Genomic DNA, 13,770 nt, shown 5'->3' on the forward strand with positions numbered 1-13,770 from the left:
GGAAAACATATGACAGTTATTAAAGCGTATGAACTGGCAAAATCGATGTACGAGGCATTAGGAGTCGACGTAGAAGCTGCATTGAACAAATTGAAAACGGTACCAATCAGCATCCATTGCTGGCAGGGAGATGATATCGGCGGGTTCGAAGTGCAGCAGAATGAGCTGTCAGGCGGAATCGATGTGACAGGTAATTATCCTGGAAAAGCTACAACGCCGGAAGAACTGCGCGCAGACCTTGAAATGGCATTACGTCTCATTCCAGGCAAGCATCGAATCAATTTGCACGCAATTTACGCGGAAACAAACGGTCAGCACGTGGAGCGTAATGAAATGAAGCCGGAACATTTCCGGAACTGGGTAGAGTGGGCAAAGCAGCATGATCTAGGACTGGATTTCAATCCGACGATCTTTTCCCATGAAAAAGCAGCCGATGGTCTAACCCTGGCCCATCCGGATGAAGAAATCCGCCAATTTTGGATAGAGCACTGCATCGCATCACGCCGAATCGGGGAGTATTTCGGAAAAGAGCTTGGTTCAGCCAGCCTTACGAATATCTGGATCCCAGATGGCTATAAGGACGTACCAAGTGATCGGCTAACGCCAAGAGAACGACTGAAGCGCTCACTGGATCAGATTTTTGCTGTCGAAATTGATGAAAAATACAATATTGATGCTGTAGAAAGCAAGCTGTTCGGCATCGGCTCGGAGTCCTATGTTGTCGGCTCTCATGAATTTTACATGGGTTACGCTTTGACTCGCGGCAAGCATTTGCTGATGGATACTGGGCATTATCATCCGACGGAAATGGTTTCGAACAAGCTCAGCGGTACGATTCCATTTACAGATAAAATCGCTTTGCATGTATCACGTCCGGTACGCTGGGACAGCGACCATGTAGTGACGTTTGATGACGAGCTGAAGGAGATTGCCCATGAGCTGGTCCGTAATAACACGCTAGATACAATACGGATCGGGCTCGATTTCTTTGACGCCAGTATCAATCGTGTTGCTGCTTGGGTAATCGGTACCCGCAATATGCAGAAGGCTCTTCTTTATGCATTGCTGACACCGCATGCAGAGCTGAAGGAATATCAAGAGAAGGGACAATTCACGGAAAGACTTATGCTGATGGAAGAGCTGAAAAGTTATCCATTCGGCGCGGTTTGGGATTATTTCTGCCAGGAAATGCAAGTACCGCGCGGGACGGCTTGGCTGCAGCATGTCCAGGAGTACGAAAGAAACGAAATGGCTCAGCGGTAACACGTTAGATTATGCTACACTATAATCAAAACGTGATAAAGGCAGGAAAAGGGATGTTAGTTGCAGAAAGACAAAGGAAGATCGTAGAACTGGTCAACGAGCGGGCAAGTGTCAGAGTTACCGAACTCAGCTCTCTCTTTCATGTAACCGAGGAGACGATACGGCGTGACCTTGAGAAGCTGGAAAAGGAACAGCTGCTGCATCGCAGTCATGGCGGGGCAGTCCGCATCGAAGAAGGTGCAACCGAGATTGCCCATGAAGCGCGTGAAGTGATGCGAATGCAGGAAAAGCAGGCTATTGCCAAAGCAGCAGTTTCGGAAATCCAGGCTGGCGAACGGATCATACTCGATGCCAGTACAACAGCGTGGTATATGGCAAAGGAATTGCCAAATATGCCGCTGACGATCATAACCAATAGTATCAAGGTGGCGCTTGCCTGCAGTTTAAAGGACCAAATACGAGTCATTTCGCTCGGCGGACAGCTGCTATCGAAATCTTTATCCTTCGTAGGGCCGCTGACAGAAAGGTCATTGACAACTTACTATGTGGATAAAACCTTTCTTTCCTGTAAAAGCGTGCATCTCGAACATGGTCTGAGTGACTCGAATGAACAGCAGGCTATCGTAAAGAAAAAGATGATCGAGATTGCAGGCAAAACAATTTTGTTAGCTGATTCAAGTAAATTCGGGAAGAGGGCTTTTGCGACTATTACCGAACTTGGGCGGATTTCAAAAGTCTACACGGATGCAGGAATCGATTCTGCTACTAAAAGCTATTTTGAAAAACAGAACATGGAGTTCCAGGCTGTGAACTAATCAACTGACCCCGCAAGGTAAGCTTTGCGGGGTTGCTAAGGATGGTATTATGCAAAAGAGATCGCTCGTCCTGCTTATTCTGTTGATTTTTGTAAGCGCTTGCAATAAAAAGGAAATACTCTATGTGCAGGAAACGCCGTCAGAGCCGCATCCGGAGCTAACGGAACAAATCGATATTGTCATTGTGCCGAAAGTGATGGAAATTCCTTATTTCCAGGCTGTACAACAGGGAGTGGAGGAAGCGGCGAAGTCCACTGGCGCTACTGTTCATTTTAAAGGACCAGCAACAGCTGATCCTGCTCAGCAAGAAGAAATCATCCGTACATTCATAAAACAAGATGTTGACGTTTTGGCAGTAAGTGTCATAGATCCAGATAGATTGACACCTGTATTGGCAGAAGCCAGACGGCAGGGTATAACGGTTCTGACTTGGGATGCGGATGCTCATCCCGAAGCCAGGGACTATTTTATCAACATGGTAGATGCAGAAATGCTAGGTGAGCATTTGCTGGACAGCCTAGCTGCTCAAATCGGGGAGGAAGGCGAGTATATCGTTCTTTCTGGTTCACAGTCTTCGCTCAATCAAGAAGAATGGCTGCATTGGATCAAGCAGCATAATCGAGCCTATTATCCGAATCTGATTCTTCGAGAAGTAGCGTATACGAATGATAGTCCTGTCACAGCATACCAGGAATCTAAACGAGTTGTGAAAGCCTATCCAGATTTGAAGGGCATAATTGGGATCGCTTCTCTTGGTCCTCCAGCAGCAGCGGCCGTTTTGAAGGAAGAAAATTTATCAAATGATATCGCTATCGTCGGTTTGGCATCCCCGCGTGACATGAATGAACACTTGAAAGAAGGCAATGTCCAAGGAATCACCTTGTGGAGTCCGAAGAAACTCGGTTACTTGACTGTCATGATTGCGAAGCTGATGCAAGAGGATGCGGTAATTGAAGACGGCATGCTCATTGACGGTGTAGGCAGGATTCAAGTAAAGGGAGAGCAGATCATTATGGGGGAACCGATAGACTTTACGGCGGAGAATGTGGATCAATATGATTTTTAAAGAGAAAATCCGTAATCTGTCATTAATGCATAAACTGCTGCTTTCTTATACATTGCTTACCATCATACCAGTCGCACTGCTCGGTTTTTTTATCTACACAGCATATACACAAGCAGCAGAAGAACAAATCGGGGCTCTCGTACCGCAAATGCTTGAGCAGGCAAGTCAGCAGATTGATCGTAATGTACAGGATGTTGCGAATATGCCCGAAAGACTTTATCAATCACAGCCGATGATAGAAATATTGAGAGAGGATAGTTTCCAGTCCCATGCAGAAGCAATGCAGGAGCAATACATGATGGAACGTTATCTATCCAGCAGTTTCCTTCATAGCAGTTCTTCTGATTTGCTCGGGGTTTTCGTCTTCTCTAAAAACAGGGTTTTCGCAGCCGCAGCCAAAAGTTATAGCGGTTTTTCTAAAAGTGAAGCAGCTGTTTATGGCCAAAGCTTGGAGCTTGAAAAAGGAAGTATGATTCTTCTTCCGCAGGATACAAATCTTGTCTTCGAGAATAATGCTGATTATCTGTTAATTGGTGTGCCGCTGCAGGATCGTGATAACCAAGCTTATCTGGGTACGATGTTTCTTGCGTTGGATGTAGCGTTTGTTGATCGCATCACAGGTACGATTAAAGAACAAAACGCTGCCAGAATCATGCTTTTGGAACAGGAATCCGGACGAATAGCTTATGATTCGAAAAGGGAGAAAAGCGATCAAATTGTTCCGAAGGATCTTTATCCGATAGATAACGGAAGCTTTCTGCAGGATGGAAAACTGATCGGCATCACTCCAGCCATACAGCAGGATTATGCTTTGATCTATGAAATACCCACAGAAAAGCTGTTTGCCAAACAGCAGCAAACACGCACCATCTCGATTGTGCTTTTTCTTCTATTCATTTTATTCAGTGTGTGTTTGTATACATTTGTTGCCTATAATGTCTCACAGCCTATTAAGCGGCTGATGGATAACATGCGCAGCGTCCAAAGCGGTAAGTTTCAGCAAACGCTGCCGGTTACGAAGCAGGATGAGGTTGGCAGGCTGACAGAAAGTTATAATCATATGGTTATGGAAATACGTGATTTGATCCAGAAGAATTATATGATCAAACTTAAACAGCAGGAAGCTGAATTGTATGCGCTCCAAACACAGATAAATCCACATTTTATTTTCAATACACTGGAAACGATCAATTACGCGGTAGAAGCTGGAGAGCAGGAAGAGGTCATCGATATTATAACGACGCTTGGCAGAATGCTGCGGTATTCCTTGGATAATGGCGTCAAATTTGTATCACTTGCCGATGAAATCGGGCATGTCGAGGATTTCCTGTCCATTCAGCAGTTCCGTTTTTATGACAGGCTCACTTGGAAGACGGATTATCCTGACATCTCAGCTTCTGTGCAGGTTCCAAAATTCATACTTCAGCCGATTGCAGAGAACAGCATTAAATATGGCCTGGAAACCAAGACTGCTATTCATATTGATATCAAGATGAATCAAACACCTGATATGCTCATTTTGACAATAAAAGATGATGGGCCAGGCTTCGATCCAGCAGTCAAAGCAGAGCTCGAAGAAGAACTTAGTCTGGAACCAGGTATAACGTCAAAATCTGCGCACTATGGGTTAAGCAATGTTGCCAATCGAATCAAGATGCTGTATGGAAACGATTACGGTGTCTCATTGGAGAACAATCAAAAGGGTGCAACTGTAAGGCTTTACTTGCCATTTCGCTATGTTTCGGAAAGGGGAAGTCTCGATGCAGAATTTGCAAATCATGATCGTGGAAGATGAATATCGAATCCGTATGGGGCTAGAGCGTTTCATCAATGATCAGCCGCAATGCACCATCATTGGTACATATGCCAATGGGCAAGAGGCGTTGGATGGCTGGAAACATGGGAAGGCAGCTGAAGTCATTTTGACAGATATCAAGATGCCGATCATGGATGGATTAACGCTGATTACAGAGTTAAAAGAGGCAGGCTTCACAGGAGAATTTCTTGTTTTGAGCGGTTTCGATGATTTTCAGTATGTGCAGCAAGCATTACGGAATCAAGTTGCCGATTATCTTTTGAAACCAATCGATAGGAAGCAGCTGCAAGATCGGCTGCAGCTGCTATATGTTAAAAAACAAGAAATGGAACAAGAGCTGGAACGGGAAAGTCAGAAACAAGAGCAGCTTCAGCTGCTCCGAGCACTTTCGGATGAAAGCAGCTTGGCAGACACACAGTGGACTGAGATATTCCCGTCAGGAACGTATTACACGTGCAGATTGCAGCTTCAAAACTTCCATCAGCAAAAAGTGAAACGAGATCCTGTTCGATTCCATCAGGAGCTTAGTGCGGTTGTCCGGATACTGAATGCAGAGCTGTCAAACCAATGGTCGGCGCCTTCCTTTTGGTGGTGGTGGGATCAGGAACAAAGCTTTGGTTTACTTGTACATACAGCGGATGGAAATACTTCTAAAATTATCGATCATCTTGTTCGGACTTTGTCTCATCGTTCCTTTTTCAATGTAACAGCTTCACCAGGACAGATACTGCACGAATTGGAATTGCTTCCTGCGGCGATGGAAGCAGAACAAATGGAGATAAAACTCCAGCCTGTTTCTGCAGAAGTTCCATATACAGAAACCATTAATGTGAACATCCAGAATATCTTGCATACACTGCGTTTTGCTTTTAAGCAGTTTGTATTCGATGATTTGGATACTGCTTTAAGACAGTTAAAAGAAGGACTCTCCGCAGCTGAGTCGCTTGAGTCGGTAATAGCAATCCTACAATCAGCGGGTATTGAGATGCTGCATGATGTCAGCAAGCGCTTGCCAGTCAATGACGTTAACCGAATGCTGCAGAAATTAGGGAGGAACACGAACCAAGCTTTATCAGCACCGGAAGTGCTTCAAGGATTTGAAAATTGGACTAGAGATCTGGCAGGCATGTGTACAAAATTGGATAAACATTCAGATCGCGCTGCTGTGGAGCAGGCGAAAGCGTTCATCCATCAACATGTGCAAGAAGCGATAACAATTGAACAAGTAGCAGCACACGTCTATATGAATCCAACCTACTTTTGTGCTTATTTCAAAAAGCACACGAAAGAAACTGTATTACAGTATGTCACCAAACAGCGGCTTGAGCTTGCCAAACGCAGGTTGGAGGATACAGATGATAAAGTGACGAAAATCGCTGATTCTGTCGGATACCATGATCACAAATATTTCAGCAAACTGTTTAAGAAACATACAGGATTTGCTCCTTCTGAATATCGACGCTTGCGTCGATAAGACAATAACAGAAGAATAACCTCCTATTCCGAAAGACGTCCCCTTCTCGAAGCGGGACTTTTTTCATACTCTTTATGTAAGCGCATTCAGTAGTAAAGGAGGTCAAGAAATGACAAGTGAATATGTACTTGAAATGAAAGGGATATCAAAAGCCTTTCCTGGTGTGAAGGCTCTGAACGATATGCAATTCCAGCTGAAGAGGGGTGAAATCCACGCCTTGATGGGTGAAAATGGTGCGGGAAAATCCACTTTCATCAAAATCATCACTGGCGTCCATCAACCAACAGAAGGCGAGATGCTTTTGGAGGGCGAGCAAGTGTCTTTCCAGAATCCTAAACAAGCTCAACAGCAAGGAATTGCGGCAATTTATCAGCATGTGACAAGTTATCCCGACTTGTCTGTAACCGAAAATATCTTTATGAATCATGAAATCAGGCACCCTGCATGGAAGACGCTGAATTGGCGGGAGATGCATAAGCAAGCGCGGCAGCTGCTGCGTGAATTGGGCAGCAGCTTGGACCCTAAAGCTCAAATGAATACGCTAAGCGTGGCACAGCAGCAAATTGTCGAGATAGCTAAGGCGATAAGTACAAAGGCAAAAATCATCATCATGGATGAACCAACCGCAGCACTGACGGCTAGGGAAAGTGAAGAGCTGTATCGTATTACCGAAAAGCTGCGGGATGAAGGCACTTCTGTCATCTTCATTTCACACCGTTTCGAGGATATGTATCGACTCGCCAGCCGTGTGACAGTGCTACGCGACAGCAATTATATCGGCACTTGGGATGTAGCAGACATTTCGAATGAAAAATTGATTGTCGCGATGGTCGGCAGGGAAATCAATCAGATTTTCCCTGATAAGAAGACGAGTGCAGGAGAGACAGTTTTGGAAGTGAAGAACTTGTCTAAGCTAGGTGAATTCGATGATATCAGCTTCTCTATCAGAAGCGGTGAGATACTTGGTATGACTGGTCTGGTTGGGGCTGGAAGAACAGAAGTATGCCAGGCTATATTCGGCATAACAGCCTTTGATAAGGGAGAAATTCTGCTAAGCGGCAGTCCGATACGCAATAAAAATCCCCAGGAAGCTATGAAAAATGGTATCGGCTACTTGGCAGAAGATCGTTTGGATCAAGGTCTCCTTGTGGATTGGAGTATTGAAAAGAATATAACACTAGCCAATTTAACTGATTTATCGACCTTTACGTGGATCCACAGTGATAAGGAGAAACAGCAGGCCAAAGAATTCGGTGAAAAAGTGCATATCAAGGCCACGAGTATCTTTGACTTGGTTAGTTCCCTTTCGGGAGGCAATCAGCAGAAGGTAGCTGTAGCGAAACTGCTGACAAAGGACTTGAAAGTGATCTTGCTGGATGAACCGACGAAAGGTGTCGATATCGGAGCAAAGGCAGCCATCTATGAAATCGTCCAGCAGCTGGCCGAAGCCGGGTATGCGGTTCTATTCGTTTCTTCTGAAATGCCTGAGATCCTCGGTATGAGCGATCGAATCATAGTAATGAAAGAAGGCAGGATTGCAGCCGACTTCGTTAACAGGGGAATTACGCAGGAGATGATTTTGGAAGCAGCAATGGGCGAAGAGCAAGTACAGGAGAAAAGCGGTTAAAGAAGGAGGGGTCACAATGGAAATCAAAACAGAGAATCTAGAATTGGAGAAGAAAAATCCGCTGGCACTGTTTTATCAATTCCGGGAGCTCGGACTGTTATTCTTCATCGTTATTTTATGTATCGGGGTACAGTTACGCAATCCTTCTTTTTTGACGGGAGAAAACATCCTTGACATGGCGACCAATACGTCAATCCTTGTCATCCTCGCGCTTGGGATGATGATTGTTCTGATCACAAGGGGAATCGATTTGTCGATAGGAGCTGTTATTGCGCTTTCCGGTATGCTGACTGCACAGCTTGTGGCAGCTAATCCTTCTGTAAACCCGTTCCTTTGCCTACTTATAGGCACTGTAATTGGTGCTTTCTGCGGAATGATCATTGGAGTGCTGATTGCAAAAGTCGGATTGCTGCCTATCATAGCAACACTAGCATTGATGAACATCTTCCGCGGTCTTACGTTCTTGGTGAGTGATGGGGAGTGGGTTAGCTCTTATCAAATGTCGGAAGGCTTTGTGGAAATTGCAACCGGAACCTTCCTTGGACTGAATCATTTGATCTGGATTGCGGCGATCTTCTGCCTCATATTCTTTTATTTTCTCAATTACACACGTACTGGTCGGCAAATCTATGCGGTCGGCAGTAATCCGCAGTCTGCTGCTGTGAGCGGTATTAAACAAGGACGTATTTTATTCCTGGTTTATACCATCATGGGAGGATTATCTGGACTCTGTGGTGTGCTGTGGGTATCCAAGTTTGCCTCGGCCCAAGGAGATACAGCCTCGGGTTATGAGCTAACAGTCATTGCTGCATGTATTCTGGGTGGTGTCAGCATTGCTGGCGGCTCTGGTAAGCTCGCTGGTGTCCTGCTTGGAGCAATATTATTAGGTATTTTGAACAATGCGCTGCCGCTATTGAATGTGTCACCGTTTTGGCAGAACGGCATCCAAGGCTTTATCATCCTGCTAGCGGTTATCGTAAATGCCATCGTGAAACGCCGTGTCGAACGAACACATCTGCTTAGGAGGGCTGGCTGATGGAACAAAAGAAACAAACATATCAACCTCGTACTCTGGAAACGAATCTGCCGTTCTCCTGGAAACGTCTTTTCTTCCAATGGGAGTGGATGCTTTTAGTCATTTTGGTTGCAGTGCTCCTGCTTGGAAGCAATCTGTCACCTTACTTCCTGAATTATCCGAGTCTGCGGGATGGGACGATGGTTTTCCTCGATAAGGCGTTAATCGTCTTTCCGATGGCGATGATCATGATCATGCGGGATATCGATATTTCTGTAGGTTCGACTGTTGCCTTATCATCAGTAGTCATGGCCACGCTTTACACAAGTGCAGGTCTGCCGATGGAAGTTGCCATCATTGTCTGTCTGGCAACGGGAGCTATATGCGGTTTGGTCAATGGACTTTTGATCGTGAAATTCAAAGAGCTTTCTGCAGTTATCGTTACACTCGGTACCATGATCCTTTACCGGGGAATTGCTTACATCATTTTGGAAGACCAAGCAGCAGGAGGTTTTCCTGAATGGTTCGGATTCTTTGGATGGGGTTATGTTTTCGGAATACCGTTTCTGCTGATTGTATTCGCAGCGTTGGCTCTGCTATTTGGTATCGTACTGCACAAGACGACTTTTGGAAGAAAGGTTTTTGCTATCGGAAACAATCCGACCGCCAGCCGTTTTTCTGGTATCAAAGTAGATAAGGTCAAGGTGATCGTCTTTATGCTGGCAGGGTTGCTGGCTGCTGTGACGGCAATATTCCTTACATCAAGGATGGGCAGTACGCGGCCGAACATTGCTACCATGTATGAATTGGATATCATTGCAATGGCGGCACTTGGCGGTGTAAGTACGGCAGGAGGCAAAGGGCGGGTGCTCGGTGTCGTCATAGCCGTCTTCATCATCGGCTATTTACAATATGGACTTGGGCTTATCAATCTTCCAAGTCAAATGTTTTTGATCATTGTAGGAGCATTGCTCATCCTGTCAGTTGCCATTCCGAAGCTAGGCGGGATGATGAAAAAGAAGTGAGTATTCCAGCGCTTGCTGATACTAATAGATAAGAAGGGGAGACCGAGATGAAAAAGTGGAGCAAATGGATCGCTATGATGCTATTAGTATGTTTGCTGGCTGCCTGCAGCCAAGGAGCACCAGAATCAAGTGGTGCATCTGGTGGAGGGTCAGACGATGGACCAAAGAAATATGCTTTCGTATTTAAAAATACAGGAAATCCATATGGTGAGAAAATGCTGGACGGATTTGAAAGCACAATCGAGGAATTAGGCGGAGAAGTAATTCTGCGCTCACCAGATCAGCCAACTGCGGAAGGCCAAATTCAGATTATTGAACAGCTTATCACGCAAAAGGTGGATGTCATCGCGGTAGCGGGGAATGATCCAGATGCATTGGAGCCGGCATTGAAAAAGGCAAAGGATCAAGGAATCAAAGTTTTGTCCGTCGATTCAGCAGTCAACGCTGCCAGTCGTGATATCCATGTGAACCAAGCTAACCCGGAACGGATTGGCCGCGTGCAGATCGAAGCAGTTTCTGAAATGATCGGCGGCGAAGGCCAGATCGCAGTTCTAAGCGCAACTAGCCAGGCTACGAACCAGAATACATGGATCGAGTGGATGAAGAAGGAACTTGAGAAAGATGAATATAAAGATATTGAGCTTGTAAAAGTAGCTTACGGAGACGATCTGCGTGATAAAAGTGTATCTGAAACAGAAGCGTTGCTTAAATCTTATCCTGATTTGAAGGCAATCATCGCACCAACGACTGTTGGTATTGCTGCAGCAGGTAAAGTGCTTACAGACAAAGGTTTGGAAGGCGAAATCGCTTTGACCGGCCTTGGCTTGCCGAGTGAAATGGCGACCTACATTGAAAGCGGAGTCAGCCCTTGGATGTATTTGTGGAATCCGATCGATGTAGGGAAGGGTGCTGCTTACGCTGCTTATGAATTGGGTGAAGGCAACATCTCTGGTGAATTAGGAGAGAAAGTGGATTTACGTGATCTGGGTGAAGTGGAAGTCGTTGAGGACGGAGAAGGCACACAAATCATGCTTGGAGACCCATTCAAATTTGATAAATCAAATATCGATGAATGGAAGGATGTATATTAAGAACAATAGCCGGGGACTAGATCTCCGGCTTTTATACATATAAGGACTTAAAACCATTGGAATAGCATACTTGCTTCTCAAGCTATAGCGTATAACATAGATCTAACTGAAAAAGGACGAGGCTGAACATGGACTTAGGATTGAAAGGTAAAAAAGCTCTTATAACTGCCTATGCGTCGGGGATTGGAAAAGCCACTGCACACATTGCGTGTTAATGGAGGATTTATTTATATAAGATAGTGATGAAAAGCGCCTGTTGCAGGAGCTTTTCAAAAATAGAAATTCCATGGAAATAAGATAAGAACAGAGACCAACAACGTTCCGCATATGTATAGATTCTTTATTGACACGGCTATAACAGTTCAAAAGGAAGATTATCAAAAGTAAAAAGGAGACAAATTAAATACGAACACCATTTTTTAACATAAAAAAAGAGGAGGACAAACAATTGGGATATGAATTAAAAACAAAGGAAACAGATAATAGCGTTCTAGATTTCATCGAAGCTGTAGAAAATCCTAATAAAAGAGAAGATGCTTATAAGCTGCTGGATATTTTTACGGATACAACGGGCTTTGAAGCCAAAATGTGGGGACCGAGCATTGTTGGTTTTGGTTCTTATCACTACCGTTATGCATCCGGACACGAAGGTGACGCCCCGCTTGTTGGGTTTTCACCGAGAAAGGCCAATATTAGTTTGTATCTGGCTCCTGGTGAACCTGATAGGGAAGCGCACTTGCAGAAGCTTGGTAAGCATAAGACTGGGAAGGCGTGTGTGTATATTAATAAAACAGCAGATATTGATGAGGATGTTTTAAGAGACTTGATTGGAGATTCGGTGGATTTTCTAAGAAAAACCTATCCCGAATCCTGATGAGGAAAAGGTCAGCTGGCTCAATGAGCTGGTGATGTATTTTGAAAGCGTAATCATTGATAACTGGCAAGTTTAATATCTATGACCATTAGGAGGAGAATGCATGAGGAAAGCAAGAATTGGATTATATTCGGTAGGGTTGGAGGCTTATTGGGGTCAGTTTCCGTCATTGAAGGAACGTTTGCTCGGGTATAACAAGCATGTAAGCGAACAAATCGAGCAATGGGCGGATGTATGCAATTTCGGTTTGGTAGATTCTGAGCAAGCTGGCAGGATGGCAGGAGAATATTTTCAAGTGAATCAGGTGGATCTTATTTTCTGCCATGCAGCAACGTATTGTACGAGTGCTTCCATCCTGCCGATTCATCAGATTTGTTCTGCGCCTGTCATTTTCCTGAATCTCCAGCCGACTCGTCAAATCAATTATACAGAGACGTCTACTGAGGAATGGCTTGCGCATTGCGGCGCTTGCCCAGTGCCTGAATTCGCGAATGCTTTTCACCGTGCAAACATTCCGTACCATGTTGTGAATGGTTTGCTTGGGCTTTGGAAGACGCCATCTGTTTCCAAAGCAAATGAAGTGACAGCAGAGGAACCGGAGGCAATCGCTGCTTGGAAACAAATCAAGGAGTGGACGATGGCTGCATCTGTGAAGCGCAGCCTGCAATATAGCAGCTTCGGTTTTCTCGGAAACACATACAGCGGTATGCTTGATATGTATAGTGATTTTACGATGCTGCAGGCACAGCTTGGCATTCATGTAGACGTATTGGAAATTGGCGATTTGAAAGAGCAGTTAGAGCAAGTGTCTGATAAAGAAGTGGAGGCTAAAAGGGCGGAAATAGAAAATGTGTTTACAATCAGTGACGATTCGCACAGTGATCCGATTGCCAAGAAGCCCACAGAAAACCAATTGAATTGGGCAGCTAAAGTAGCTGCAGCGGAGGAAGGGCTTGCTGATCAAAGAAACTTGGATGCTTTGACTTACTATTATCACGGTGCGCCAGGCAGTGAGGAAGAAGCATTACAGGCAGGAATGATTGTTGGTAACAGTCTTCTGACAGCCAACCATATCCCATGTGCTGGAGAAGGGGATTTGAAGACAAATATAGCAATGAAAATCTGTGACTTACTCGATGCTGGAGGCAGTTTTGCAGAAATTGTGCTCACGGACTATGCAGAAGGAACGATCTTGCTGGGGCATGATGGTCCGTTCCATATTGCTATAGCAAAGGATAAGCCTATATTGCGCGGAATGGGTCTTTATCATGGAAAGCAGGGAACTGGAGTGGCAGTAGAGGCGAAAGTGAAAGCTGGTCCGATTACAACATTAAATGTCACCCAGACAGTTGAAGGGAAAGTCAAATTCATCATCAGTGAAGGAAAAGCAATAGATGGTCCAATCATGCAAATTGGAAATACGCAGACGCATATCAGCTTCGATGAGCATCCAGATGCGTATATGACCAGATGGTTCAAGGAAGCTCCGACACATCATTGCGCACTGGCGATCGGGCACATTGCTTCTCAGTTGGAGAAGATATCCATATTGCTTGATATAGAGTATGTCATTTTGTAATTCTTTCCCTTAGAGGTGCTGGATTTCCATCTTTAGTGACGACATTAGTTAACAATATTATTATTATGTCAACTAATGTCGTCACTTTTTTCTCAAAATTATGTCTTTCACCTAGCCAGCGGAAG

At 44.8% G+C, this 13,770-nt stretch carries 11 protein-coding genes; all 11 read left to right on the plus strand.

Annotated features, from left to right (window positions below; genetic code table 11):
* Nucleotides 1-9: 9 nt before the first annotated feature.
* The 11 genes from rhaA (at nucleotide 10) to CHH91_RS06160 (ending at nucleotide 13,645) form a co-directional block, all read left to right on the plus strand.
* Nucleotides 10-1,263: an L-rhamnose isomerase gene (rhaA, locus tag CHH91_RS06110; protein WP_095222574.1), complete on the plus strand. Its 1,254-nt coding sequence runs from the start codon at nucleotides 10-12 to the stop codon at nucleotides 1,261-1,263.
* 53 nt (nucleotides 1,264-1,316) lie between these two features.
* Nucleotides 1,317-2,078 carry a DeoR/GlpR family DNA-binding transcription regulator gene (locus CHH91_RS06115; protein WP_095222575.1) on the plus strand — a complete coding sequence of 254 codons (762 nt, stop codon included), beginning with the start codon at nucleotides 1,317-1,319 and terminating at the stop codon, nucleotides 2,076-2,078.
* A 49-nt stretch (nucleotides 2,079-2,127) separates the two neighbouring features.
* Nucleotides 2,128-3,144 (plus strand): autoinducer 2 ABC transporter substrate-binding protein, encoded by a 1,017-nt coding sequence (locus CHH91_RS06120; RefSeq protein ID WP_095222576.1) that lies wholly within the window; start codon nucleotides 2,128-2,130, stop codon nucleotides 3,142-3,144.
* A complete protein-coding gene (locus CHH91_RS06125; RefSeq protein WP_176465696.1) occupies nucleotides 3,134-4,939 on the plus strand; it encodes a sensor histidine kinase in 1,806 nt (601 codons plus the stop codon). Before CHH91_RS06120 ends, CHH91_RS06125 begins: the two co-directional genes overlap by 11 nt.
* Entirely contained in the window at nucleotides 4,905-6,434 is a 1,530-nt protein-coding gene (locus CHH91_RS06130) for a response regulator transcription factor (protein WP_176465697.1), read from the plus strand. Before CHH91_RS06125 ends, CHH91_RS06130 begins: the two co-directional genes overlap by 35 nt.
* Nucleotides 6,435-6,543: 109 nt before the next feature.
* The gene (locus CHH91_RS06135; RefSeq protein ID WP_095222579.1) at nucleotides 6,544-8,061 is read left to right on the plus strand and encodes a sugar ABC transporter ATP-binding protein; all 1,518 of its coding nucleotides are present in this window, start codon (nucleotides 6,544-6,546) and stop codon (nucleotides 8,059-8,061) included.
* Nucleotides 8,062-8,077: 16 nt separating this feature from the next.
* Entirely contained in the window at nucleotides 8,078-9,097 is a 1,020-nt protein-coding gene (locus CHH91_RS06140; RefSeq protein ID WP_095222580.1) for an ABC transporter permease, read from the plus strand.
* Nucleotides 9,097-10,101: an ABC transporter permease gene (locus tag CHH91_RS06145; RefSeq protein WP_095222581.1), complete on the plus strand. Its 1,005-nt coding sequence runs from the start codon at nucleotides 9,097-9,099 to the stop codon at nucleotides 10,099-10,101. Before CHH91_RS06140 ends, CHH91_RS06145 begins: the two co-directional genes overlap by 1 nt.
* 47 nt (nucleotides 10,102-10,148) lie before the next feature.
* Nucleotides 10,149-11,192 carry a rhamnose ABC transporter substrate-binding protein gene (gene rhaS, locus CHH91_RS06150; protein ID WP_095222582.1) on the plus strand — a complete coding sequence of 348 codons (1,044 nt, stop codon included), beginning with the start codon at nucleotides 10,149-10,151 and terminating at the stop codon, nucleotides 11,190-11,192.
* Between the two features lie 448 nt (nucleotides 11,193-11,640).
* On the plus strand, nucleotides 11,641-12,066 hold the full coding sequence (locus CHH91_RS06155) for a DUF1801 domain-containing protein (protein ID WP_095222583.1): 426 nt from the start codon (nucleotides 11,641-11,643) through the stop codon (nucleotides 12,064-12,066).
* Nucleotides 12,067-12,169: 103 nt separating this feature from the next.
* The gene (locus CHH91_RS06160) at nucleotides 12,170-13,645 is read left to right on the plus strand and encodes an L-fucose/L-arabinose isomerase family protein (protein WP_095222584.1); all 1,476 of its coding nucleotides are present in this window, start codon (nucleotides 12,170-12,172) and stop codon (nucleotides 13,643-13,645) included.
* The last annotated feature ends 125 nt before the right edge of the window (nucleotides 13,646-13,770 follow it).

Source organism: Virgibacillus sp. 7505, from assembly GCF_002272135.1.
In the GTDB taxonomy this organism is placed as follows: Bacteria; Bacillota; Bacilli; order Bacillales; family Amphibacillaceae; genus Terribacillus.

Coding starts and splice junctions, on each gene's coding strand:
- rhaA (WP_095222574.1), top strand. CDS start 10: ATGACAGTTATTAAAGCGTATGAACTGGCAAAATCGATGTACGAGGCA.
- CHH91_RS06115 (WP_095222575.1), top strand. CDS start 1,317: ATGTTAGTTGCAGAAAGACAAAGGAAGATCGTAGAACTGGTCAACGAG.
- CHH91_RS06120 (WP_095222576.1), top strand. CDS start 2,128: ATGCAAAAGAGATCGCTCGTCCTGCTTATTCTGTTGATTTTTGTAAGC.
- CHH91_RS06125 (WP_176465696.1), top strand. CDS start 3,134: ATGATTTTTAAAGAGAAAATCCGTAATCTGTCATTAATGCATAAACTG.
- CHH91_RS06130 (WP_176465697.1), top strand. CDS start 4,905: ATGCAGAATTTGCAAATCATGATCGTGGAAGATGAATATCGAATCCGT.
- CHH91_RS06135 (WP_095222579.1), top strand. CDS start 6,544: ATGACAAGTGAATATGTACTTGAAATGAAAGGGATATCAAAAGCCTTT.
- CHH91_RS06140 (WP_095222580.1), top strand. CDS start 8,078: ATGGAAATCAAAACAGAGAATCTAGAATTGGAGAAGAAAAATCCGCTG.
- CHH91_RS06145 (WP_095222581.1), top strand. CDS start 9,097: ATGGAACAAAAGAAACAAACATATCAACCTCGTACTCTGGAAACGAAT.
- rhaS (WP_095222582.1), top strand. CDS start 10,149: ATGAAAAAGTGGAGCAAATGGATCGCTATGATGCTATTAGTATGTTTG.
- CHH91_RS06160 (WP_095222584.1), top strand. CDS start 12,170: ATGAGGAAAGCAAGAATTGGATTATATTCGGTAGGGTTGGAGGCTTAT.